12 protein-coding genes and 3 rRNA genes are annotated in these 24,470 nt (G+C 67.7%); 12 read left to right on the plus strand and 3 right to left on the minus strand.

All coding sequences use genetic code 11. The annotated features are described in order from the left end of the window. Positions 1 to 153 precede the first annotated feature (153 nt). Complete coding sequence (gene ligA, locus EL266_RS06415; RefSeq protein WP_034514861.1) at positions 154 to 2,613, plus strand: NAD-dependent DNA ligase LigA; 2,460 nt, start codon at positions 154 to 156, stop codon at positions 2,611 to 2,613. Between the two features lie 119 nt (positions 2,614 to 2,732). Here the strand turns inward: ligA and EL266_RS06420 are convergent, their stop codons facing one another. Continuing rightward, positions 2,733 to 4,916 carry a L,D-transpeptidase family protein gene (locus tag EL266_RS06420; RefSeq protein WP_232012129.1) on the minus strand — a complete coding sequence of 728 codons (2,184 nt, stop codon included), beginning with the start codon at positions 4,914 to 4,916 and terminating at the stop codon, positions 2,733 to 2,735. A gap of 488 nt (positions 4,917 to 5,404) precedes the next feature. Between EL266_RS06420 and gatC the strand changes: the two genes are divergently transcribed. From gatC to EL266_RS06440, 4 genes are all read left to right on the plus strand, one after another. Continuing rightward, positions 5,405 to 5,710: an Asp-tRNA(Asn)/Glu-tRNA(Gln) amidotransferase subunit GatC gene (gene gatC, locus EL266_RS06425; protein ID WP_026426935.1), complete on the plus strand. Its 306-nt coding sequence runs from the start codon at positions 5,405 to 5,407 to the stop codon at positions 5,708 to 5,710. Next, a complete protein-coding gene (gene gatA, locus EL266_RS06430; protein ID WP_026426936.1) occupies positions 5,707 to 7,224 on the plus strand; it encodes an Asp-tRNA(Asn)/Glu-tRNA(Gln) amidotransferase subunit GatA in 1,518 nt (505 codons plus the stop codon). The genes gatC and gatA overlap by 4 nt, the downstream gene beginning before the upstream one ends. Continuing rightward, positions 7,221 to 8,717 carry an Asp-tRNA(Asn)/Glu-tRNA(Gln) amidotransferase subunit GatB gene (gene gatB, locus EL266_RS06435; RefSeq protein ID WP_026426937.1) on the plus strand — a complete coding sequence of 499 codons (1,497 nt, stop codon included), beginning with the start codon at positions 7,221 to 7,223 and terminating at the stop codon, positions 8,715 to 8,717. The genes gatA and gatB overlap by 4 nt, the downstream gene beginning before the upstream one ends. Before the next feature lie 389 nt (positions 8,718 to 9,106). After that, positions 9,107 to 10,510: an NAD-dependent malic enzyme gene (locus tag EL266_RS06440; RefSeq protein WP_026426938.1), complete on the plus strand. Its 1,404-nt coding sequence runs from the start codon at positions 9,107 to 9,109 to the stop codon at positions 10,508 to 10,510. A gap of 121 nt (positions 10,511 to 10,631) precedes the next feature. On the opposite strand, the gene EL266_RS06445 is transcribed toward EL266_RS06440, so the two are convergent. Then, positions 10,632 to 11,168, minus strand: coding sequence for a hypothetical protein (locus EL266_RS06445; protein WP_026426939.1), 537 nt, complete (start codon positions 11,166 to 11,168; stop codon positions 10,632 to 10,634). Positions 11,169 to 11,780: 612 nt separating this feature from the next. On the opposite strand from EL266_RS06445, the gene EL266_RS06450 reads away from it, so the two are divergent. From EL266_RS06450 to EL266_RS06465, 4 genes are all read left to right on the plus strand, one after another. Continuing rightward, a 16S ribosomal RNA gene (locus EL266_RS06450) occupies positions 11,781 to 13,324 on the plus strand. A 563-nt stretch (positions 13,325 to 13,887) separates the two neighbouring features. Then, positions 13,888 to 17,075: ribosomal RNA gene (locus EL266_RS06455) — 23S ribosomal RNA — on the plus strand. Positions 17,076 to 17,334: 259 nt separating this feature from the next. Further along, positions 17,335 to 17,452 (plus strand): 5S ribosomal RNA (rrf, locus tag EL266_RS06460). Together the 16S, 23S and 5S rRNA genes form the textbook arrangement of a ribosomal RNA operon. Before the next feature lie 190 nt (positions 17,453 to 17,642). Beyond that, positions 17,643 to 18,950 (plus strand): threonine/serine exporter family protein, encoded by a 1,308-nt coding sequence (locus tag EL266_RS06465; protein ID WP_026428133.1) that lies wholly within the window; start codon positions 17,643 to 17,645, stop codon positions 18,948 to 18,950. Positions 18,951 to 19,054: 104 nt separating this feature from the next. Here EL266_RS06465 and EL266_RS06470 read toward each other — a convergent pair whose 3' ends face one another. Continuing rightward, entirely contained in the window at positions 19,055 to 20,668 is a 1,614-nt protein-coding gene (locus tag EL266_RS06470; protein ID WP_026428132.1) for an aspartate:alanine exchanger family transporter, read from the minus strand. A 406-nt stretch (positions 20,669 to 21,074) separates the two neighbouring features. On the opposite strand from EL266_RS06470, the gene EL266_RS06475 reads away from it, so the two are divergent. Genes EL266_RS06475 through ilvC form a run of 3 tightly spaced genes read left to right on the plus strand, consistent with a single transcriptional unit; the run spans position 21,075 to position 24,418 of the window. Beyond that, a complete protein-coding gene (locus tag EL266_RS06475; protein ID WP_026428131.1) occupies positions 21,075 to 22,859 on the plus strand; it encodes an acetolactate synthase large subunit in 1,785 nt (594 codons plus the stop codon). 5 nt (positions 22,860 to 22,864) lie between these two features. Next, positions 22,865 to 23,377: an acetolactate synthase small subunit gene (gene ilvN, locus EL266_RS06480; protein ID WP_026428130.1), complete on the plus strand. Its 513-nt coding sequence runs from the start codon at positions 22,865 to 22,867 to the stop codon at positions 23,375 to 23,377. A 9-nt stretch (positions 23,378 to 23,386) separates the two neighbouring features. Continuing rightward, positions 23,387 to 24,418, plus strand: coding sequence for a ketol-acid reductoisomerase (gene ilvC, locus EL266_RS06485; protein ID WP_026428129.1), 1,032 nt, complete (start codon positions 23,387 to 23,389; stop codon positions 24,416 to 24,418). Positions 24,419 to 24,470: the final 52 nt, after the last annotated feature.

The raw sequence follows: 24,470 nt of genomic DNA on the forward strand, positions 1-24,470 counted from the left end.
CCGCCCTGTGGACACGCGGGGGGATCTGACGCCTTCTCCACAGGCTCCTGCCACGGCTCACCCCGGCATCCCGCCATCCACGGGGACGGGGGCAGGCGCCACCAGGACGCGCCCCGCGCCGGCGGACGGGGCGAAGGAGGCAGGATAGGCACCATGACAGCCTCCTCAACCCCCCAGGCGCCGCTGACGGCGATCCCCGCCGCGGCGCGCTCCCGCTGGTCAGAGCTCGTGCGGATGATCGAGCAGGCCCGCGACGCCTACTACAACGCCGTGGAGTCCCAGAGCCCCGTATCCGATGCCCACTACGACCGCCTCTACAGGGAGCTGGAGGAGCTGGAGGCCGCCCACCCCGCCCTGGCCCGCCAGGACTCGCCCACCCGCTCGGTGGGAGGTCGCGCCACCACGGACTTCGCCCCGGCCCCCCACCACGAGCGCATGTACTCCCTCCAGGACGTCTTCTCCATCGAGGAGGTCCAGGACTGGGCCACCCGCATGGCCGTGGAGACCGGGGTCCCCGACGACGAGGCGGCCATGACCGCCGAGGTCAAGATCGACGGACTGGCCATCGCCCTGACCTACGAGCACGGCGCGCTCACCCGTGCGGCCACGCGCGGGGACGGCACCACCGGCGAGGACGTCACCGGCAATGTGCGCACCATCGCCTCGGTCCCCCTGATCCTGGCAGGACAGGATCATCCCGAGCTGCTCGAGGTGCGCGGCGAGGTCTACTTCCCCACCGCCGCCTTCCACGAGTTCAACGAGGCCCGCCGCACCGAGAACCTCGCGCGGCAGGCCGCCGGCTCCCCGCTGCTCCAGGTCTTCGCCAACCCCCGCAACGCCGCGGCCGGCTCCCTGCGCCAGAAGGACCCGGCCATCACCGCCTCGCGCCCCCTGGCCATGATCGCCCACGGGGTGGGGGCCATCCGCCCGGCCCCCGGCTGGCAGCCCCCGGCCCTGCAGCACGAGTGGTACGAGCTGCTGGAGGCCTGGGGGCTGCCCGTCTCCCCGTACAACGCCGTCGTGCGCGGCAGCGCCCAGAGGCAGGCCTACATCGCCCGCTACGCCGAGCACCGCCATGACCTCCTTCACGAGATCGACGGCATCGTCTTCAAGCTCGACGACCGGGCCGCCCAGCGCGCCCTGGGCGCCACCTCCCGGGTCCCGCGCTGGGCGGCGGCCTACAAGTACCCGCCAGAGGAGGTGCACACCCGCCTGCTGGACATCGACGTCCAGGTGGGGCGCACGGGCAGGGTCACGCCTTTCGGGATCATGGAGCCCGTGCTCGTGGCCGGCTCCACCGTGGCCCGGGCCACCCTCCACAACGCCACCGAGGTGACCCGCAAGGGCGTGCGCATCGGGGACATGGTCATCGTGCGCAAGGCGGGGGACGTCATCCCCGAGATCCTGGGGCCGATCATCGACGAGCGCGACGGCTCCGAGCGCGACTTCGTCATGCCCCGGGCCTGCCCCTCCTGCGGAGCCGACCTGGCCCCGGCCAAGGACGGCGATGTGGACCTGCGCTGCCCCAACACCCGATCCTGCCCCGCCCAGCTCGCCGAGCGGGTAGCGCACCTGGGCTCCCGGGGGGCCTTCGACATCGAGGGCCTGGGCGATGAGGCGGCCGCAGCCCTGACCCGCCCCGACGCCTCCCGCCCCGAGGCCCTGGCCGCCCTGGCCGCCGGCGGCACCCTGGAGACCGAGACCGGCCCCCTCGCCCTGGAGCCCCAGGCGCTGGAGGCCCTGGCCCCGGCCGAGCGCATGGCAGCGGTCGAGGCCATGCTCGACCAGGCGGGGATCGGGCTCCAGGAGCCGGTCCTCACCGGCGAGGTGGGCATCTTCGACCTGGTGGCCGAGGACCTGCGCGAGGTGCACGTGTGGCGCCCGATCATGCGGCGAGGCGCCCCCACCGGGGACTGGCGGCGCAGCCGCTACTTCTGGTCCAAGGAGATCCGCACCGCCAAGGGCGAGATCAAGCGCCCCACCGCGCCGGCCAAGAACGCCACCGCCATGCTGGCCCAGCTCCGCGCGGCTCGCTCCCAGCCCCTGTGGCGGGTGCTGGTGGCCCTGTCGATCCGCCACGTGGGCCCCACGGCCGCACGCGCCCTGGCCGCGCGCTTCGGCTCCATCGAGGCACTGCGCCAGGCCGATGAGGAGCTGCTCGCCCAGGTCGAGGGGGTGGGGCCCACCATCGCCGCCTCCTGGCGCTCCTGGCTGGAGGTCGACTGGCATCGGGAGATCCTCGAGCGCTGGGCCGCCGCCGGGGTGCGCACCGCCGATGAGGGCCATGCGGGCGGGGCGCACACCTTGGCCGGGGAGGCCGGCGCCCAGGAGACGGGGCAGCCGGCGGGCCGTGTCCTGGAGGGCCTGACCATCGTGGTCACCGGCTCCCTGGAGGGCTTCACCCGCGATGGGGCCAAGGAGGCGATCATCGAGCGGGGCGGCAAGGCGGCCGGCAGCGTCTCGAAGCGCACCAGCTACGTCGTCGTGGGGGACAAGGCCGGCTCCAAGGAGGCCAAGGCCCGCGAGCTGGGCCTGACCATCCTGGACGAGGAGGGCTTCGTCGCGCTCCTGGCCGGCGGACCCGACGCCGTGGAGCAGGCGGCCGGCCAGTGACCTGAGGCGCCGAGAGGGGCCCGGGCCCGCGGCAGGGCCCGGTCACAGTCAGCAGCAGGCCCGCCCGAATGATCGGGCGGGCCTGCTGATGTTCGTCGTGGGCGATCCGACGGGCCGGCTCAGCGGTGGCTGACCACCGTGGTGCCCGTGCTGACCCAGCTGTAGATCCACTGGGCGTCGGCCACCGTCATGTTGACGCAGCCGTGCGAGGCCGAGTAGCCGAAGCTGGAGCGCCAGGGGGCGCCGTGGAAGGCGTAGCCCTCGTGGAAGTAGGTCACCCAGGGCACATCCTCGACCTTGTAGCGGGTCCCGTCCACGTTGTCCCCCTCCATGGTCTGGGAGGGGTACTGCAGGTAGACCTTGTAGGTGCCCTCGACCGTGGGGGTCTCGGCGGCGCCGTCGACCATCGACATGGGGCCGCGCACCACGGTGGCCCCCTGGTAGGCGGTCACCGTGTAGTTGGTGAGATTGACGTCGATCCACTTCTCATCGGGCGCGGCCTGGTAGGGCAGCTTCTCCGCGCCCTCGGCGATGGTGCGATCCTTCCAGGTGGCCTCCACGGTGGTGGTCTCGAAGCTCCCGGAGTAGGCCTTGCCCGCGCCCAGGGACTCAACGATGGAGGCGGTCACCGCGTCGGCATTGTCGATGGTGCGCCCGTTCTCCGCCTCCACCGAGGTCTCCACCACCTGGCCCTTGGGGTTGACATTGCGCACCCCGTTGACCGGGTCCTTGTGGGCGTCCTGCGCCATCAGCGTGACCCACTCGCCCACCTTGCCCGAGTCCACCGCGATCGTGGGGGCGGAGTCGGGGGACTCGGAGATCGTGATCCAGGAGGCCTTCTCCTGGGTGTCCGCCGTGTAGGACTCATCATCGCCGACCGTGATCACCACATCCTGGGACACCCAGGTGTTGGCCTTGTCGGCCACGGTCTGCGCCTGAGCGTCGGAGACAGCGGGATCCGAGGTGGAGAAGGTCAGCTCGACACTGGTGGGGCTCAGGGACTGGGCGGCCTTCGTGGCGGCCTGGCTCAAGGAGGCCGAGTCCAGGGAGGTCCCCGCCGAGGAGGGCGTGATCGAGAAGGTGGAGCCGTCCTCGCCCAGGACCACGGAGGCATTGACCGCCTTGGCGCGGTCGGCCGGGATGAGACCGGTGGCGTAGTCAGCGGCGGCCTGCTCATCGGTGGTGACCACCACCGGGATGCTCTTATCGCTGACCAGGGCGCGGAAGCGATCCACGATCCCGTCGCCATGGGCCATCACTGCATCCGCAGTCGCCTCGGCATCCACGGTGGCCCCCGCCTCGGCCAGCGTGGCGGTGGCGGTGACATCCCCGGAGATGGAGACGGTCGCCTCACCGGCCTTGTCCTGGACGATCTTGACGATCTCCTCGCGGCTCTTGCCGGCCACGTCGGTCCCCGCGACAGTGGTTCCGGGGACGGCCAGGTCGTCGTAGTGGGAGGCATAGGCGTATCCCGCAGCGCCCACGCCCCCCAGGAGCAGGAAGGACGCGGCCGCCACCCACAGGGGCCAGCGACGACGGCGCGGTCCGGCGTCGTAGACGGGCTCCCGGCTCCAGTCGGTGCTCTTGGCGTCAGCGCTCCCGGCGCTCTTGTGCGAGGCCGCCAGTGCCGGCTCCTCAGGCTCAACGGGCTCGGGCTCCAGCGGCGCGTCAGCGGCGGTCGCCCGAGCCATCGGGGCCAGGGGCTCGGACCTGAGGATGGAGGTCCGCATCGGGCCCTGGGCCGGCATCCCCTCCGCGGGGGTCGGGGTCTCATCCTGGTCGGCCATCCCAGTGCTGTGGGGCCCAGCGCTGTCGGTGGCCTCATCCTGAGGGCCGGCGGTCGGTGAGGGCGCTGCGGGCGGGGCGGCCTCCAGGGGCTCGGCGCCCTCAGTGCCCTGGGCGGGCGCGACGGCGCTCGCGGTCGGCTCATCGAGGGGGGCCGGCTCGGGCGCGTCCACCGCCGAGGCGACCGGGGCCTCATCCACGGCGTCAGTGTCCACGGCGTCAGCGGGCTGCGGGCTTGGAGTCGGCGCATCCTGCGGCGCCATGGGGACGGCGCCGGGGTCCGCTGTCTCCACTGCCTCCACCGCCTCCACCGGGGTGGCGGCCGACATGGAGAGTCCTGAGCCGCGGCGAGCGGGGGGCGGCGCAGCGACCCCCGCCTCCTGCGCGCTGGCCGATGAGGCTGGGCGCGGCACGGATGCGATCGACATGCCGTAGGGCGAGGAGAGCACAGCGGTCTCCTGCGGGGCGTCGATGGCCTCGGTCATCGGGTCGCCCGGGGCGAACTCGTCGTTGCTCATGAATCCTTGTCCTCTCAGTCCGGGCAGCGATCAGCGGAGCGCGGATCATGGTCAGTCCTGGACCCGACCGCACCATGCTCTGCCCTGCTGGCACCAAGGCGAGAATCTCCGTGCCCATCACAGTCGTGAAAAGGGGCGGTGTCAAGGACATGGCGCCGGTGTCCGACTGTGAGATGCGTGGGGATGGCGGTCATGTCGAATAGGTCCGTCTCCATTCGGGGCAGGTCTGGTCTCGGGTCGCGCGAGCCGGGCCCGGTGCGCTCCGGCGCTTCGGCCCGCTTCGGCCCGAGACGGTCACAAAGTGATCACGACTCCATCGTGCACCGCCTCCGCCTGGAGGATGAATGGGCAGTGCCCACCATGCCAACCCATGCCAACCCATGCCGACCCATGCCAGCCGTGCGCCCGCCTGGCGGATTCTGGCCCCGTGGCCCTCAGTGCCTGCGGGGCCGCCCGGCCGGGGGAGTCCATCATCTAGACTCGCGCCCATGTCAGCCATTTCATCCGACGAGGTGGCCCGTGTCGCCGCACTGGCGCGCGTGGCCCTGAGCCCCCAGGAGGTGGAGCGCCTGGCCGGCGAGCTGGACGCCGTCGCCTCCTCCTTCGCCCGGGTCACCAGCGTGGTCACGCCGGACCTGCCCGCCACCTCGCATCCCGTCCCCCTGACCAATGTGCTGCGGCCTGATGAGCCCGGTCCCGTGCTGGATGTCGAGGAGCTGCTCGCCGGAGCCCCGGCGGCCGAGGACTCGATGTTCCTCGTGCCCCAGATCCTGGGGGAGGAGAGCGCCTCATGAGCCTGTCCATCACCTCCACCGCCGCCGAGCAGGCCGCGGCACTGGCGTCGGGCGAGGTCTCCTCGCGCGAGCTGACCAGCGCCCACCTGGACCGCATCGCCGCCGTCGACGCAGCCGTGGGCGCCTTCCTCGACGTCGACGCCGAGCGCGCCCTGGCCGATGCCGATGCCGCCGACGCCGCCAGGCGCAGCGGCGAGGAGGTCGCCGAGCTGGCCGGGGTGCCGGTGGCCGTCAAGGACCTCTTCGTCACCCGCGGGCAGGCCACGACGGCCGCCTCCAGGATGCTTGAGGGCTGGATCCCCCCCTACGACGCCACCGCGGTGGCCAACCTGCGCGCCGCGCGCACCCCGATCCTGGGCAAGACCAATCTCGATGAGTTCGCCATGGGCGGCTCCACGGAGCACTCGGCCTTCAAGCGCACTGCCAACCCCTGGGATCTTGAGCGCATCCCCGGGGGCTCCTCAGGGGGCTCGGCGGCCGCCGTCGGCTCCTATCAGGCCCCCCTGGCCCTGGGCACGGACACCGGCGGCTCCATCCGCCAGCCCGCGGCCGTGACGGGAACCGTGGGGGTCAAGCCCACCTACGGCACCGTGTCGCGCTACGGCGTCATCGCCATGGCCTCCTCCCTGGACACGCCCGGGCCCATGGCCCGCACCGTCCTGGACACCGCCCTGCTGCACGACGTCATCGCCTCCTACGACCCGCTGGACTCCACCTCCCTGGCCGACGCGCCGCGCGGCATGGCCCAGGTGGTGCGCCAGGCCCAGGCAGGCAGAGACCTCACCGGCCTGCGCGTGGGTGTCATCGCCGAGCTCGACGGCGGACCGGGCTACCACGACGGCGTCGTCTCCTCCTTCCACGCCGCCCTGGAGCTGCTCAGCTCCGCTGGGGCCAGCGTCGAGACGGTGTCCCTGCCCCACCTGGAGTACGCGCTGGACGCCTACTACCTCATCATGCCGGCCGAGGCCTCCTCGAACCTGGCCCGCTACGACGGCGTGCGCTACGGCCTGCGCGTGGAGCCCGCCTCCGGCCCGGTCACGGCGGAGACGGTCATGGCCGCCACGCGCGGGGCGGGCTTCGGCGATGAGGTCAAGCGCCGGATCATCCTGGGCACCCATGTGCTGTCCGCCGGCTACTACGACGCCTACTACGGCTCGGCCCTCAAGGTGCGCACGCTCATCCAGCGCGACTTCGCCGCGGCCTGGCAGGGCTTCGACGTCCTGGTCTCGCCCACGGCCCCGGTGACGGCCTACCGATTCGGGGAGAAGGACGACCCGCTGGCCATGTACAAGCTGGATGTCACCACCATCCCGGCCAACCTGGCGGGCGTGCCCGGCATGAGCCTGCCCTCGGGGCTGAGCGACGACGGCCTGCCGGTCGGCTTCCAGATCCTGGCCCCCCAGCGGGCCGATGACCGTCTGTACCGTGTGGGCGCCGTCCTGGAGGCCGCCCTGGAGGAGGAGTGGGGGGCGCCGCTGCTGTCCCGGGCTCCCGAGCTGGAGGAGAAGCGATGAGCGAGACCCTGATGGACTTCGAGGAGGCGGTGCGCCGCTACGACCCGGTCCTGGGACTGGAGGTGCATGTCGAGCTGGGCACGGCCACCAAGATGTTCGACGCCGCCCCCAATGTCTTCGGCGCCCAGCCCAACACCATGGTCACCCCCACCTCGGTGGGCCTGCCCGGCGCCCTGCCCCAGGTCAACGCCTCCGGCGTGGAGTACGCCATCCGCATCGGGCTCGCGCTGGGCTGCTCGATCGCCGAGTCCTGCCGCTTCGCGCGCAAGAACTACTTCTACCCGGACCTGTCCAAGAACTTCCAGACCTCCCAGTCCGATGAGCCCATCGCCTATGACGGCGTCCTGGAGATCGAGCTGGAGGACGGCACCGCCTTCACGATCCCCATCGAGCGGGCCCATATGGAGGAGGACGCGGGCAAGAACACTCACATCGGTGGGGCCGAGGGCCGGATCGAGGGAGCCCAGTACTCCCTGGTGGACTACAACCGCGCTGGCGTCCCCCTGGTGGAGATCGTCACCCGTCCCATCGAGGGCGCCGGTGCCCGGGCCCCGCAGGTGGCCGCCGCCTATGTGCGCACCCTGCGGGACATCTTCAGGGCGCTGGGGGTCTCCCAGGCCCGCATGGAGCGCGGCAACGTGCGCGCCGACGTCAACGTCTCCCTGCGGGAGTCCCCCGACGCCCCGCTGGGCACGCGCACGGAGACCAAGAACGTCAACACCTTCCGCGGGATCGAGCAGGTGGTCCGCTACGAGATCTCCCGCCAGGCGGCCATCCTGGCCAGCGGGGGAGAGGTTCTTCAGGAGACCCGCCACGGTCAGGCCGACGGCACCACGCGCGCCGGCCGGGTCAAGTCCGATGCCGACGACTACCGCTACTTCCCCGAGCCCGACCTGGTCCCCGTGGCGCCCTCGCGCCAGTGGGTTGAGGAGATCCGCGCCGGCCTGCCGGAGATGCCCGCCGCCAAGCGCCGCCGCCTCAAGGCCGAGTGGGGGCTGAGCGACACCGAGATGCGCGACGTCGTCAACGCCGGCGCCCTGGAGCTCATCGAGGCCACGGCCCAGGCGGGGACCACGGGACAGGCCGCTCGCAAGTGGTGGATGGGTGAGCTCTCCCGCACCGCCAAGGAGCAGGAGCTGGCCCTGGAGGACATGGCGGTCACCCCCGCGCAGATCGCCGAGCTCCAGGGGCTGGTGGATTCAGGGCGACTGACCGACAAGCTGGCCCGCCAGGTCCTGGAGGGGGTTCTGGCCGGCGAGGGTGATCCCGAGGCGGTGGCCACCGCCCGTGGCCTGGAGGTCGTCTCCGACGACGGCGCACTGCTCGCCGCGGTCGATGAGGCGCTGGCCGCCAACCCGGATGTGGCTGACAAGATCCGCTCCGGCAAGGTCCAGGCCGCCGGGGCGATCGTCGGCGCGGTGATGAAGGCCACCAAGGGGCAGGCCGACGCCAAGCGCGTGCGCGAGCTGGTCATGGAGCGCGTGCAGGCCTGAGCACTGGCTTGTCCGGTGCTTGCCCGGTGCTTGCCCAATGCATGCCCGGTGACCGTGAGGCCGGCCGCCCTGAGGGGAGGCCGGCCTCACCGCCTGCGCGGCGGCGCTGCGCCGTCGATCAGTGCGGTTGTCCGTGCTGATCTCAGTGCTGCTGTCGGGGCCGGCGAGACTCCTGGTGATGGGATCGGTGAGCCGGGGGCAGTGGCGTGCCGCGTGTGGTGCGAGCCGAGGGCTGGGAGATGGATCTCAGCCACTCGTCTCACGATGCGATCGTTGTGGGACCATCAGTCTGTCGGTGTTCCGGGTGCGGAGGAGTAGGCTCGCGATGCTGAATTGGCCCGATGAGCGCATGTCGGCGCGATCGGTCCCGCAACTCCTGAGGAGCACCCATGGTCCAGCCCAGCCCCAGTTACACCGTCGCCCTGCACCTGGAGGTGCCGGCCTCCCAGAAGGCGGTGGCGCGCCTGGTCAATACCGCCACAGCCACCGGCGCAGTGGTCACTGGCGTTGACGTCGCCGAGGCGGGCGGTGACACGCTCACCGTCGACCTGACCGCCGATACGCGCGACTCCAAGCACCGTGGCGAGCTGGTCGCCCGGCTCGAGGAGATCGAGGGCGTTGTGGTCCGCAACGTCGGGGACTCGACCTTCCTGGCGCATGTCGGCGGCAAGATCGAGGTGGTCGGCACCTACCCGATCCACAACCGGCGCGACCTGGCCCGCGTCTACACCCCCGGCGTGGCCCGGGTGTGCAAGGCCATCTACGACCACCCCGAGCGCGCCCGCATGCTGACCATCAAGAAGAACACGGTGGCGGTTGTCACCGACGGGACGGCGGTGCTGGGCATGGGGGACATCGGCCCGGCGGCTGCCATGCCGGTCATGGAGGGCAAGGCCGTGCTCTTCAAGCAGTTCGGCAATGTCGATGCCTGGCCGGTGGCCCTGGACACCAAGGACCCCGAGGAGATCATCGCGATCTGCAAGGCCATCGCACCCGCCTACGGGGGCATCAACCTGGAGGACATCGCCGCGCCCAAGTGCTTCGACATCGAGGCGCGCCTGCGCGAGGAGCTGGACATCCCCGTCTTCCATGACGACCAGCACGGCACGGCCATCGTCACCCTGGCGGCCCTCATCAACGCGCTGCGCATCGTGGACAAGCGCATCGAGGATGTGCGCATCGTCCTGTCGGGCGTCGGCGCGGCGGGCAGCGCCATCGCCAAGCTCCTCATGGCTCACGGCGCCACGGATATCGTCGGCTACGGCCGTGACGGCGCGCTGTCCGCCAAGGACACCGAGGGCATGAACGAGCACCGCAAGTGGCTGGCGGAGAACACCAACCCGCGCCAGGTCACCGGCACCCTCAAGGAAGGCCTGGCCGGGGCCGACGTCTTCATCGGCGTGTCCTCCGGCAATCTGCTCGAGCCGGGGGACCTGGAGGTCATGAACGAGGGCGCCATCGTCTTCGCCATGGCCAACCCGACCCCGGAGGTCGACCCGATCGGTGCGGCCGACTATGCGACGGTGGTGGCCACGGGCCGCTCGGACTTCCCCAACCAGATCAACAACGTGCTGGCCTTCCCCGGGCTCTTCCGAGGCCTGCTGGACACGGGCATCACGGAGATCACCACCGAGCTCCTGCGCGCAGCGGCCACCGGCATCGCCTCGGTCATCGACGAGAAGGATCTCAGCCCGGTCTACATCATCCCGGGGGCCTTCGACACTCGCGTGGCCAAGGCCGTGGCGGGCGCGGTGCGCAAGCTGGCGGACAGGCAGGGGCTGGCCATCCCCTGAGCGGGCCTCCCGCGCGCTGAGATGGGCCGCACCGAGGTAGACATTTCCCGCCGAGATCGACGTCGTCTGCGTCGATCTCGGCGGGAAATGTCTACCTCGGTGGGCGCGGGGTCTGACCGACTCAGCGCAGCCAGGAGTCGCCGACCTTGGAGGCCCACCACTTGCCCAGGCCCCAGGTGTCGCCGGCGCGGGTCACGCAGACGGCGATGATGAGCAGGGCGTAGAGCCAGTGGGAGTCGATGATCGGGTTGGTGGCCACGCCCTTGGCGGCAGGCGGGAAGGCGGAGAGCCACATGAAGAACATGAGCGCGGGGCCGGCAAGCGAGGTGACCCTCAGGCCGATGCCCAGGAGCAGGGCAGTGCCGATGCCTGCCAGCCCCGCCATGAACAGAACGTCGCCGAGCGGGTTGGCGAAGGCCTTGATGAACCCGGCGAAGGGCCCCTGGACCGCGTGCTCGATGTAGCCCTGAGTGGGGGATGCCCCCTTGATCCAGGCGCCCTCCGGGGGCGTGGCGAAGCCGAGGCCGAGCAGTTTGTCGAGGAAGGCCCACAGGAAGTAGAAGCCGGTGACGATGCGGCCGATGGCCAGAGCGCGCCGGGCGCCGGGGCGGGTGACGATCTGGTCGCCGCGAACGGCGCTCTTGCGGGAAGCTGACACAAGCACTCCTTGGTGAAGGTGACTGCGCTGCGCAGTGAGGCAGCGATCAAGACGGCACAACGTTGAGGGTTGAACCGTCATGAAGGCGACCCTAGAGGGTTCATGGGGCTCGACCAAGTAGTTTTGCAATCAATTATGGTGGGATGTGTAACTAAACTGTGATGCGCAGCATGTCAGTCCGGCTTGACGGCGTTGCGGTCGCCCGGTGTAGGCTACGGTCTGCTGCTTCGGCGGGTCTGATCTCGCGATCGACCCGACAGGCAGTCCGGCGAGACGGAGCGCATCGACTATTCGCGGAGATCTGATTCACTAGAATTCTGGTCTTGACGAGAAGATGATCGCCTGATTATAATCGTCCGGTCGCCTTTGGGTGCGGGCTGCATTTTTGTGTGGTTTGTGTCTGGTGGGTGTGTTGTTTGAGATCTCGATAGTGTGTCATGTTTTTTATGCCATTTTTGGCTGGGGCATTTTCTTGGGCTGTGCGGCTGTTTGTGGTTGTGTGGTTTGAGGGGGTGCTCTGGTTGTTTTGTTTTGGTTTGGCCTGCCCGCGTGCTGCTGTGTTGGTGGTGTGTGGGTGGGTTGGGCCGGGAGAGTTTTTTCTCTGAAGAGGTTTTTTTGGAGAGTTTGATCCTGGCTCAGGACGAACGCTGGCGGCGTGCTTAACACATGCAAGTCGAACGGGCTGGCCCTGGCTTTTTGTTGGGGTTGGTTAGTGGCGAACGGGTGAGTAACACGTGAGTAACCTGCCCCTCACTCCTTGGATAACCTCATGAAAGTGGGGCTAATACGGGATGCTCTGGTCCTGCTGCATGGTGGGGCTGGGAAAGGGTTTTACTGGTGGGGGATGGGCTCGCGGCCTATCAGCTTGTTGGTGGGGTGATGGCCTACCAAGGCGGTGACGGGTAGCCGGCCTGAGAGGGTGGACGGCCACACTGGGACTGAGACACGGCCCAGACTCCTACGGGAGGCAGCAGTGGGGAATATTGCACAATGGGCGCAAGCCTGATGCAGCGACGCCGCGTGAGGGATGGAGGCCTTCGGGTTGTGAACCTCTTTCGCCAGTGAAGCAGGCCGCCTCCTGTGTGGGGTGGTTGACGGTAGCTGGATAAGAAGCGCCGGCTAACTACGTGCCAGCAGCCGCGGTAATACGTAGGGCGCGAGCGTTGTCCGGAATTATTGGGCGTAAAGAGCTCGTAGGCGGCTGGTCGCGTCTGTCGTGAAATCCTCTGGCTCAACTGGGGGCTTGCGGTGGGTACGGGCCGGCTTGAGTGCGGTAGGGGAGACTGGAATTCCTGGTGTAGCGGTGGAATGCGCAGATATCAGGAGGAACACCGGTGGCGAAGGCGGGTCTCTGGGCCGTTACTGACGCTGAGGAGCGAAAGCGTGGGGAGCGAACAGGATTAGATACCCTGGTAGTCCACGCCGTAAACGTTGGGCACTAGGTGTGGGGGGCCTTTTCCGGGTCTTCCGCGCCGCAGCTAACGCATTAAGTGCCCCGCCTGGGGAGTACGGCCGCAAGGCTAAAACTCAAAGGAATTGACGGGGGCCCGCACAAGCGGCGGAGCATGCGGATTAATTCGATGCAACGCGAAGAACCTTACCAAGGCTTGACATGTCAGCGCTGGCCGCAGAGATGTGGTCTCCTCCTTGTGGGGCGCTGTCACAGGTGGTGCATGGTTGTCGTCAGCTCGTGTCGTGAGATGTTGGGTTAAGTCCCGCAACGAGCGCAACCCTTGTCCTGTGTTGCCAGCACGTGGTGGTGGGGACTCGCGGGAGACTGCCGGGGTCAACTCGGAGGAAGGTGGGGATGACGTCAAATCATCATGCCCCTTATGTCTTGGGCTTCACGCATGCTACAATGGCCGGTACAGAGGGCTGCGATGCCGTGAGGCGGAGCGAATCCCTTAAAGCCGGTCTCAGTTCGGATCGGTGTCTGCAACTCGACACCGTGAAGTTGGAGTCGCTAGTAATCGCAGATCAGCAACGCTGCGGTGAATACGTTCTCGGGCCTTGTACACACCGCCCGTCACGTCATGAAAGTCGGCAACACCCGAAGCCCGTGGCCCTACGGGGAGCGGTCGAAGGTGGGGCTGGTGATTGGGACGAAGTCGTAACAAGGTAGCCGTACCGGAAGGTGCGGCTGGATCACCTCCTTTCTAGGAGCCCGAATAGCGGCGCGGCAGACCCCGCGGCCCGGACAAACCAGTTGGGCCCCCTGCCTGGGGCCCGGTCCGGGACGCGCATGGACACGGGTCCAGGGGCGCTGGCGCCGATTGGGAGACTCCCGCCACCCCGGCAGGTGGTGGGGGATTGAGTAATGGTATGAGGAACCACCACCTGTGCTTGGGTGGGGGCTGGCGCTGGTGCGCTGGTCGTCCTGTCCTGGCCGGTGGTGCTCCGGCCTGTGGTTGCCTGTACCCCCATTGTTGTGGGGGTGGGGGTGGCCGGGTTGGGGGTGGCATGCTGTCGGGTTCTGGGGCGGTGCGCCCTGGTGGCCCGGCCCTGCTGGGCGGCCCTGTGCTTGGGGTTGTCTGGGTGGGGTGTGGGTGGGTTGGTTGTGAACTGTATAGTGGGTGCGAGCATCTCGTGCCGCCTGTTGCGTGTCCCTGGGGGTTGTCCTGGGGTGCGTGGGGGTGGTGCGTGTAGTGCTGTGAATGTGTTTTGTTTGTTGTGTCGCATTGCTTCTGCATGGCTTTTTGTTGTGTGGGGGTGGTGTTGTTGTTTTGTTTTTTTGAGCGTTCGGTGGATGCCTTGGCATCAGGGGCCGATGAAGGACGTGGTGGCCTGCGATAAGCCTCGGGGAGCCGGCTGGCGGGCTGTGATCCGAGGGTTTCCGAATGGGGGGACCCGGCACGAGTCATGTCGTGTCACCCGTGTCTGAATTGTCTAGGGCGCGGGGGGTGACGCGGGGAAGTGAAACATCTCAGTACCCGTAGGAGAAGATATTCCGTGAGTAGTGGCGAGCGAAAGCGGATGATGGTGAAACCGTGTGCGTGTGATACTCGGCAGGGGTTGCGTGCGCGGTGTTGTAGGGGCTTTGCTGTTCGTCTCTCTGCCGGGGGGCGGCACTGGGTGTGCTGGTAGCCGAGGCGTCTGGGATGGCGTGGCGTAGAGGGTGAGACCCCCGTAGGCGTAACCGGTGGTGTTCCTGGTGTGGGTGGGGTTCCCAAGTAGCATGGGGCTCGTGGAATCCTGTGTGAATCTGCCAAGACCACTTGGCTGCCTGAATACCTCCTGATGACCGATAGTGGATAGTACCGTGAGGGAATGGTGAAAAGTACCCCGGGAGGGGAGTGAAATAGTACCTGAAACCGGGCGCTTGCAAGCCGTCAGAGCCCTTGCCTGCTTTGTTGTGGGTGTGGGGTGGTGGCGTGCCTTTTGAAGAATGAGCCTGCGAGTCAGTGGCGTGTCGCGAGGTTAACCCGTGTGGGGTAGTCGTAGCGAAAGCGAGTCCGAATGGGGCGATTCAGTGGCGCGTCCTGGACCCGAAGCGGGGTGATCTACCCATGGCCAGGCTGAAGCACGTGTAAGAGCGTGTGGAGGGCCGAACCCACCTAGGTTGAAAACTGGGGGGATGAGCTGTGGGTAGGGGTGAAAGGCCAATCAAACTCCGTGATAGCTGGTTCTCCCCGAAATGCATTTAGGTGCAGCGTCGCGTGTTGCCCGGCGGAGGTAGAGCTACTGGGTGGCTGATGGGCCCCACAGGGTTACTGACGTCAACCAAACTCCGAATGCCGTCGGGCGCTAGCGTGGCAGTGAGACCGCGGGGGATAAGCTCCGTGGTCGAGAGGGAAACAGCCCAGATCGCCGGCTAAGGCCCCTAAGCGTGTGCTAAGTGGGAAAGGATGTGCGGTCGCGCAGACAACCAGGAGGTTGGCTTAGAAGCAGCCATCCTTGAAAGAGTGCGTAATAGCTCACTGGTCAAGTGGTCGTGCGCCGACAATGTAGCGGGGCTCAAGCACACCGCCGAAGCCGCGGACCCACCACGTATGATCCCTCCAGGGCTGGGCTTGTCCCGGCTTCTTTTGGCAGGGGTGGTGGGTGGTAGGGGAGCGTCCCGCGCCGGGTGAAGCCTCGGGGTGACCCAGGGGTGGATGGCGCGGGAGTGAGAATGCAGGCATGAGTAGCGATACTAGGGTGAGAAGCCCTAGCGCCGAATGACCAAGGGTTCCAGGGCCAGGCTAGTCCGCCCTGGGTGAGTCGGGGCCTAAGGCGAGGCCGACAGGCGTAGTCGATGGATGACGGGTTGATATTCCCGTACCGGTGAAGCACCGACCATGCTGACGCGCGGGTGCTGACCCACGCCCAGGCCCCCACGCAAGCACCTGGCTGCCGCTTCGGTGGTGGCTGGGTGTGGTGGGGGCTGGGTCTGGGGACCCTCCGCGCAGGTAGGCAAGCGTGTTAACAGGGGTGACGCACAGTGGTAGCCTCCGCGGGCCTGATGGCTTGGCCCGTTCAAGCGCGCAGCCCGGTCCCCAGGCAAATCCGGGGGCCTGTCTTGGATGACGGGGGTGAGGCGTGATGGTGACCCCACCACTGGTGGGGGATAGTAGGGTGATCCTGTGGTGCCGAGAAAAGCCTCGACGCGATGGTGCCAGCCGCCCGTACCCGAAACCGACACAGGTGGTCGGGCAGAGTATGCCTAGGCGCACGAGTGAATCATGGTTAAGGAACTCGGCAAAATGCCCCCGTAACCTCGGGAGAAGGGGGGCCCAACCCTTGAAGCCCCATGCGGGCTAGGGGGGAGGGTCGCAGAGGCCAGGGGGAAGCGACTGTTTACTAAAAACACAGGTCCGTGCGAAGCCGCAAGGCGATGTATACGGACTGACGCCTGCCCGGTGCTGGAAGGTTAAGAGGAGCCCTCAACCACCCCTGGTGGTGAAGGGGTGAATTCAAGCCCCAGTAAACGGCGGTGGTAACTATAACCATCCTAAGGTAGCGAAATTCCTTGTCGGGTAAGTTCCGACCTGCACGAATGGCGTAACGACTTCCCCGCTGTCTCAACCATGAGCTCGGCGAAATTGCACTACGAGTAAAGATGCTCGTTTCGCGCAGAAGGACGGAAAGACCCCGGGACCTTTACTACAGCTTGGTATTGGCGTGTGGCATGGCTTGTGCAGGATAGGTGGGAGACGCTGAGGCCGCCACGCCAGTGGTGGTGGAGTCACTGTTGAGATACCACTCTGGTCATGGTGCGCGCCTGAACCTCGGCCCGTGATCCGGGTCAGGGACAGTGCCTGGTGGGTAGTTTAACTGGGGCGGTTGCCTCCTAAAGAGTAACGGAGGCGCTCAAAGGTTCCCTCAGCCTGGTCGGCAACCAGGTGTCGAGTGCAAGTGCACAAGGGAGCTTGACTGCGAGACCGACAGGTCGAGCAGGTGCGAAAGCAGGAACTAGTGATCCGGCGATCCCGTGTGGATGGGTCGTCGCTCAACGGATAAAAGGTACCCCGGGGATAACAGGCTGATCCTGCCCAAGAGTCCATATCGACGGCATGGTTTGGCACCTCGATGTCGGCTCGTCGCATCCTGGGGCTGGAGCAGGTCCCAAGGGTTGGGCTGTTCGCCCATTAAAGCGGTACGCGAGCTGGGTTTAGAACGTCGTGAGACAGTTCGGTCCCTATCCTCTGCGCGCGCAGGAGACTTGAGGAGACCTGTCCCTAGTACGAGAGGACCGGGACGGACGAACCTCTGGTATGCCAGTTGTCCCGCCCGGGGCACGGCTGGTTAGCCACGTTCGGAACGGGTAACCGCTGAAAGCATCTAAGCGGGAAACCACCTCCAAGACAAGGTCTCCACACCCCCCGTGGGTGGAAGGCCCCCAGCAGACCACTGGGTAGATAGGCCGGAAGTGGAAGACCAGCAATGGCCTCCGAGCTGACCGGTACTAATAGGCCAACACAAAACAACCCCCCAAAACCCCAACACGCTCGGGAAACCCCGAGCACACGGGAACACACCGGGGAACCACAACGAGCACACACACCAACGCACCCACTATACAGTCCACGACCAACCCACACACAAAACCACCACAACCCCACCACACAGTGAACCACACACAGTGGACCACACACGGTGGGAACCACAACCGAATACCCGCAACACCGCACCAACCCCCCACCCCACACACACGGGGACACACGAGGAGGGGGAGCCCCACCACCGTCTCGGTGGTCACAGCAGCAGGGGACACGCCCGGACCCATCCCGAACCCGGAAGCTAAGCCCGCCAGCGCCAATGGTACTGCACCCGCCAGGGTGCGGGAGAGTAGGACACCACCGAGCACACACCACACCCGGGAGGGGACCCACCAACAACAGTGGGCCCCCTCCCGGCCATTTTGTTTGCGGCTCTCGGTGCGGCGAGGCCTTCGGACTTGTCTGCTCTTCGGCGGAGGAGGAGCATGGCTCCGTGAGTTCACAGACCCCGCCCTCAGATCCTCACGCTGGCGATCCTGTTCTCGATGATCGCCTCATGCTGCAGTCCGGAGTCGTCCTGCGCCTCGGGCGGCTCATGCTGGCCGCCGGCGCCGGTTCATACCGAGTGAAGTCCTCCATGGCTCGTGCCGCCTCAGCGGTTGGCATCGATCGTCACGAGGCCACAGTGACCATGACGGAGATCGTGACCTCCTCCTACGTGGGCAACCGATTTCGCACGGAGACCACCGAGGTGCGCAGAGGAGGGGTGAATGTCGCCAGACTCGAGCGACTGCGACGCATTGTCCACGAGTTGCGTGCCCACCAGCGGGTCGAGGAGCTCAACGCCGAGCTCGACGATGTCGAGACCATGCACGGCCTGTACTCGGCGCCCGTCAATGCTCTGGCCTCCGGTGTCGCCTGCGCTGGATTCTGCTTTCTCAATGGCGGCGGATGGCCCGAGTGCCTGGCCGTACTCATCGCCGCCTCTTTGGGGCAGTTCATCCGCCGTTGGATGCTCGTCCACCAGTACCAGCACTTCTTCACCTGGCTCGCCTGCGGAGTCGCCTCCTCATCCGTGTACATGGGATCCGTGGCCACCCTGCGCCTCATCGGTGCGGTCGAAGGCAATCATCAAGGCGGGATCATCTCGGCCATCCTCTTCCTCGTTCCCGGCTTCCCCCTGGTCACCGCCATGCTGGACCTCGTGCGACAGGACCTCTCCTCAGCCCTGTCCCGATCGGCCTACGTTCTCATGGTCATGACCTCAACGGGCGTGGCCGTCTGGACCGTCACCCACATCTTCCACTGGCAGGTCGAGGCGGCGAATACCGTCATCCTGACAGGCCCACTCCTCTATGCCCTGCGATGCCTGTGCTCCTTCGTGGCGGCCTACGGCTTTGCCATCCTCTTCAACGCACCGCCCCGTGCCTGCCTGTACTCGGCGGTGATCGGCACCGTGGCCAATACGGGCCGCCTTGCGCTCATCGACCAGCTCAACGTGCCCTGGCAGCTCGCCGTCGGTCTGGCTGCGCTCGTCGTCGGGCTCATGGCCCAGGCCTTCGTGCGGCGCACCTCGCAGTCGCGGGTCGCGCTGTCCGTGCCCGCCGTCGTCATCATGATCCCCGGCGTCCCCTTCTACCGGGCCATCGCCGCCCTCAACGAGCACGGCGCCGACCCCACAGTGGCAGTCGACGCCGCCGCCGGGAATCTCATCGAGGTCTTCTTCGTCATCACCGCAATCGGAGTGGGATTGGCGCTCGCCCGAATTCTCACCGACCACAACTGGCGCCACGACATCTCCACCTCCGCGGGCGTCACCCTGCCCGAGCCGCAGGAGAGGACGGCAGGGAACTGTCTGCCATGACGAGCACAGCGCCCGACCGTGGCCGCCTGGCCACCGCCAGGCGCTGTGCCCGTACCGGCCCATGCCGGCCCATCCCGTTCAGGCGCGCAAGAAGCGGGCCGAGGCTACAGACCGCCCAGGATCTGGGCCAGGAAGATCTTGACGATCATGGCCACCGGATACACCATGGCGTAGCCCAGGGCGACCCGAGGGTCCGCGCCGGTGCGCTCATTGGCGAAGGCCAGCACGGCCGGCTGCGTCTGGGTCCCGCCCAGCAGACCGGACAGCCGCGTGCCGCCCATGCCGACGATCCACCGCATGGTGACGTAAAGGCCCATGCCCACGATGGTCGTGATGACGAATCCGGTCACCAGGATCTTCCACCAGTCGCCGCCGGTGAAGGCCTCCGCGATCTGGCCGCCTGCCGTCACGCCAGCGCGTGCCAGGAAGACCAGCAGCCCGAGCTCGGCCAGCACGGCCGTGGCCGTGAAGGGCATCGCTGTGACAAAACTGCCCACGCGCCCGATCTTGCCGAAGACCAGCCCCACCAGCAGCGTCCCAGCGGCCGCCCCGATGGCGAAGGTGCCCCCGGAGGGCAAAGGGATCTGGGCCTCACCGATGACAATGCCCAGGGCCATTCCCAGGCCCAGTGCCACCGGGTTGATCGATGACAGGCCACGGGAGGAATCGCCGAAGTACTTCGAGATCTCCTTCATCCTCCCCGTGGGGCCCACGACGCGGACACGGTCGCCCTCCTGGAGCACCAGGTCGGGGGTGCCCACCATGTCCACGTCCCCGCGGCGCACGCGCGAGATCGTGGCCTCGAAGCGATGATCGATGTCCAAGTCCGCGATGGTGCGACCGGCCAGCTTGGGATCGGAGACCGTGATCCTGCGGAAGTCCAGGTAGCGGCGGTCCTCCAGGAGGGAGTGGGATGAGCCATGACCCACCGCAGTGATGACCTGGTTGACCGCATCCTGAGTCCCCACCACCGTGACCAGGTCGTCCTTGAACAAGCGGTCCTCGTCGACCGGCCGCATGATCGGCCCGGTCTCCCCGCGCCTGAGGCGGGAGAACTTCAGCTCGCCGGAGGTCGTCTCCAGGATGTCGGCGATGACGGGGCCGTCCTCGCGCTCCACGCGGATCGTGCGATTGATCAGGGGAGAGGGCGTGTCCTTGTCGCTGCGGCGGTAGCGCAGAGCCAGCAGGCAGAAGAAGAGCATGCCGATCACGCCGTAGAGATAGGCCACCGCGTATCCCACCGTGGCCACCGCGACACCCTCAGGGTGGCCGGCCAGAGTCGCCGCGTTGCCGGCGGCCGCCAGGGCGGGAGTGTTGGTGATCGCGCCGGCGAAAGTCCCTGCGATCAGGGCCGTGTCCATTCCCAGAGCGCGCCCCACACCCACTGCGGCAGCAGCGGCGGCGCACAGAACCACCAGCATGATCGCCAGCGGCCCGGCCGCCGTTCGCAGCACGTGGAAGAAGTTGGGGCCCGACTGGATGCCGATCGCGAAGGTGAAGACCGCCAGGCCCAGGATGCCCATCTCATGAGGCACCTCAATAGGAACACCCCGGGAAGCCGCCCAGGCCGCCAGGCCGATCCCCGTGAAGAGGACGGCGGCCGCGCCCAGACTCACCCCCATCACCTTGATATGGCCCAGCAGCATGCCCAGACCGATGAGGAGGAACAGGACGAGAACGGCGTTCTCGCCCAGATGAATAAGGATCGTGTCCGCCACGAGGACGCGCCGCCTTCCATTCCGCCACCGCGCAGGGCGGCAGTGATCAACATAGGCAATAAAGACGCGGCCCATTGTGGCATCACGGCGGGACTCGGCATCGGACCAAGGGCCGATGCTCGACTGCCGGCTCCCATGCAGCTCCCATGGAAGACCGCGCACGGCGCGTTTTTGTGACCAGCCGCTCGTCCGCGCAGGGGGGCGGGGTGACCACCAGCACCGTCGTCGGGCGCCGTGGGGGAGGGGCAAACGCCGTCATCCCGCGACCGGGAGCCGGAGACCGCAGTCCGTGGTCCCACGATGTGAGATCACAGGGTCCCGACGTGACTGGCAGTGTGACCTGGCCTAATGTTCCCATGTCCGGCGGAGCGCCGGGGACCCGACGTGCAGATAAGGAGGGCGAGCGATGCCGCGCAAGGACGCTCCCTCGAGCCAGGACCAGTCGCTGCTGACTGGAGCCCAGGCTCTGGTGCGGGCACTGGAGGAGTTGGGCGTCACCGATATCTTCGGCATGCCCGGTGGGGCCATCCTCCCTTTCTACGACCCACTGCTGGCCAGTGAGAAGATCCGCCACACCCTGGTGCGCCACGAGCAGGGCGCGGGGCATGCCGCCGAGGGCTACGCCATGGTGACAGGCGGGCCCGGCGTCTGCGTGGCCACATCCGGCCCGGGCGCCACCAACCTGGTCACGGCCATCGCGGACGCGCATATGGACTCCGTGCCCCTGCTGGCCATCACCGGGCAGGTCAACAGCCGCTTCATCGGCACCGACGCCTTCCAGGAGGCTGACATCGTCGGGGCCACCATGCCCTTCGTCAAGCACTCCTTCCTGGTGACCCGGCCCCAGGACGTGGCGCCGCGCATCGCCGAGGCCTACCACCTGGCCTCCACCGGCCGGCCCGGCCCCGTGCTGGTCGACGTGGCCAAGGACGCCCAGGAGGGGCTCACGGAGTTCGTCTGGCCCCCCGCCATGGACCTGCCCGGCTACCAGCCTCCCGGCAAGCCCAACCAGCGGCGCGTGGCCCAGGCCGCCGAGACGATCGCTGCCGCCGAGCGCCCCGTCCTCTACCTGGGCGGAGGGCTCAACCGCGCCGGCGTGCCCGTCGAGCAGCTCACCGAGCTGATCGAGGTCATCGGCGCCCCCTTCGTCACCACCCTGACGGCCCTGGATGTCATGCCCTCCGAGCACCCCCTCAATCTGGGCATGCCGGGGATGCACGGGACGGTGGCCGCCGTCGGCGCCCTGCAGCGAAGCGACGTCGTCGTCTCCCTGGGGGCGCGCTTCGATGACCGGGTGACCGGCAAGCCCTCCACCTTCGCCACGCGGGCCGCCGTCATCCACGTGGATGTCGATCCGGCCGAGATCTCCAAGATCCGCACCGCCGACGTCCCCATCGTGGGCGACCTGGCCGACGTCGTCCCGGCCCTGACCCAGGAGATGCGCAAGGCCCTGGCCGCCGAGGAGCCGGCCGACACCACCGACTGGCACAAGGAGATCGCCCGCATCCGGGCCACCTACCCCACCAAGTGGACGGACACCGACGACGGCCTGCTCCAGCCCCAGGAGGTCATCACCCACCTCAGCCGCGCGGCCAGCCCGGACACCATCTGGGTCACCGGCGTGGGCCAGCACCAGATGTGGGCCGCCCACCACCTGGACTTCCACCAGCAGCACACCTGGCTGACCTCAGCGGGGGCGGGGACCATGGGCTACGGCGTGCCGGCCGCCATGGGCGCCAAGCGGGCCCGCCCCGATCGACCCGTCTGGCTGATCGACGGCGATGGCTGCTTCCAGATGACCAACCAGGAGCTGGCCACCTGCACGATCAACGGCATCCCCATCAAGGTCGCCGTCATCAACAACTCCTCCCTGGGAATGGTGCGCCAGTGGCAGACCCTCTTCTACGGGGAGCGCTACTCCAACACCGACCTGCACACCGGTGCGGGCACCCAGCGGGTCCCCGACTTCGTCACCATGGCGCAGTCCTATGGCGCGGTGGGCCTGCGCTGCGAGCGCCTGGAGGATGTTGACGAGATCATCGCCCAGGCCAACGCCATCAATGACCGCCCCGTCGTCGTGGACTTCATCGTCTCGGCGGACGCCCAGGTCTGGCCGATGGTGGCAGCCGGTTTGTCCAATGACGAGATCCAGCACGCCCGGGGCATGAGCCCCCAGTGGGAAGAGGAGTGAGATACGTGAGCCACAAGCACACGCTGTCCGTCCTGGTCGAGAACAAGCCCGGCGTGCTCACGCGCGTCTCGGCGCTGTTCACCCGACGCGGCTTCAACATCCACTCCCTGGCCGTGGGGCCCACCGAGCACGAGGCCATCTCGCGCATCACGGTGATCGCCGACGCCGAGGGGCTGGCCATGGAGCAGGTCATCAAGCAGCTCAACAAGCTCGTCAACGTCCTCAAGATCGTCGAGCTCGATCCTGATACGTCCCTGGCGCGCGAGCTCTACCTCATCAAGGTTCGGGCCGACGACTCCAACCGCACCGCGGTCCTGCAGATCGTCGACCTGTTCCGGGCGCATGTCGTGGACGTCGCCCCCACATCGGTGGTCATCGAGACCATCGGCTCGGAATCCAAGATCCAAGCGCTGCTGACGGCCCTGGAGCCCCACGGCGTCAAGGAGATCGTCCAGTCCGGCACCGTCGCGATCACTCGCGGCCCTCGATCCATCACCGACCAACTCAAGGAGAAGTGAGAAGCAACCATGGCAGCTGAGAAGTTCTACGACGACGACGCCGACCTGTCGATCATCCAGTCCAAGAAGGTCGCGATCATCGGCTACGGCTCCCAGGGGCACGCCCACGCCCTCAACCTGCGCGACTCGGGCGTGGAGGTGGTCGTGGGCCTGCGCGAGGGCTCGGCCTCCGTGGCCAAGGCCGAGGAGGCCGGCCTGACCGTCAAGCCCATCGCCGAGGCCGTGGCCTGGGCCGACGTCGTCGTGGTGCTGGCTCCCGACCAGGTCCAGGCCGCCCTGTACACCGCGGAGATCGAGCCCAACATCAAGCCGGGCTCGGCCCTGCTGTTCTCCCACGGGTTCAACATCCACTTCGGCTACATCAGGCCCTCCGAGCAGATCGACGTCGTCATGGTCGCCCCCAAGGGCCCCGGCCACACGGTGCGCCGCGAGTACGAGGCGGGCCGCGGGGTGCCGGTCCTGGTCTGCGTGGAGCAGGACGCCAGCGGATCGGCCTGGGAGCTGGCGCTGTCCTACGCCAAGGGCGTGGGCGGAACCCGGGCGGGGGCCATCAAGACCACCTTCCGCGAGGAGACCGAGACCGACCTCTTCGGCGAGCAGACCGTCCTGTGCGGGGGCGTCTCCCAGCTCATCCAGTACGGCTTCGAGACCCTGACCGAGGCCGGCTACCAGCCCGAGATGGCCTACTTCGAGGTCCTCCACGAGCTCAAGCTCATCGTGGACCTCATCGTGGAGGGCGGTATCTCCAAGCAGCGCTGGTCCATCTCCGACACCGCCGAGTACGGCGACTACGTCTCCGGGCCGCGCGTCATCACCCCGGAGGTCAAGGAGCACATGAAGGAGGTCCTGGCCGACATCCAGGACGGGACCTTCGCCAAGCGCTTCATGGAGGACCAGGCCGCCGGCGGACCGGAGTTCAAGGAGCTGCGGGCCAAGGGCGAGGGCCACCCGATCGAGACGGTGGGCCGTGAGGTGCGCTCCATGTTCGCCTGGCGCGCCGACCTGGACCAGGACTACACCGAGGGCTCCGTGGCTCGCTGAGTCGCAGGCCTGACAGCCGCATGGGCCGGGCCCCGCAGGGACATCCCCGCGG

Origin of the sequence: Actinomyces slackii, from assembly GCF_900637295.1 — a bacterium.
Lineage (GTDB): Bacteria > Actinomycetota > Actinomycetes > Actinomycetales > Actinomycetaceae > Actinomyces > Actinomyces slackii.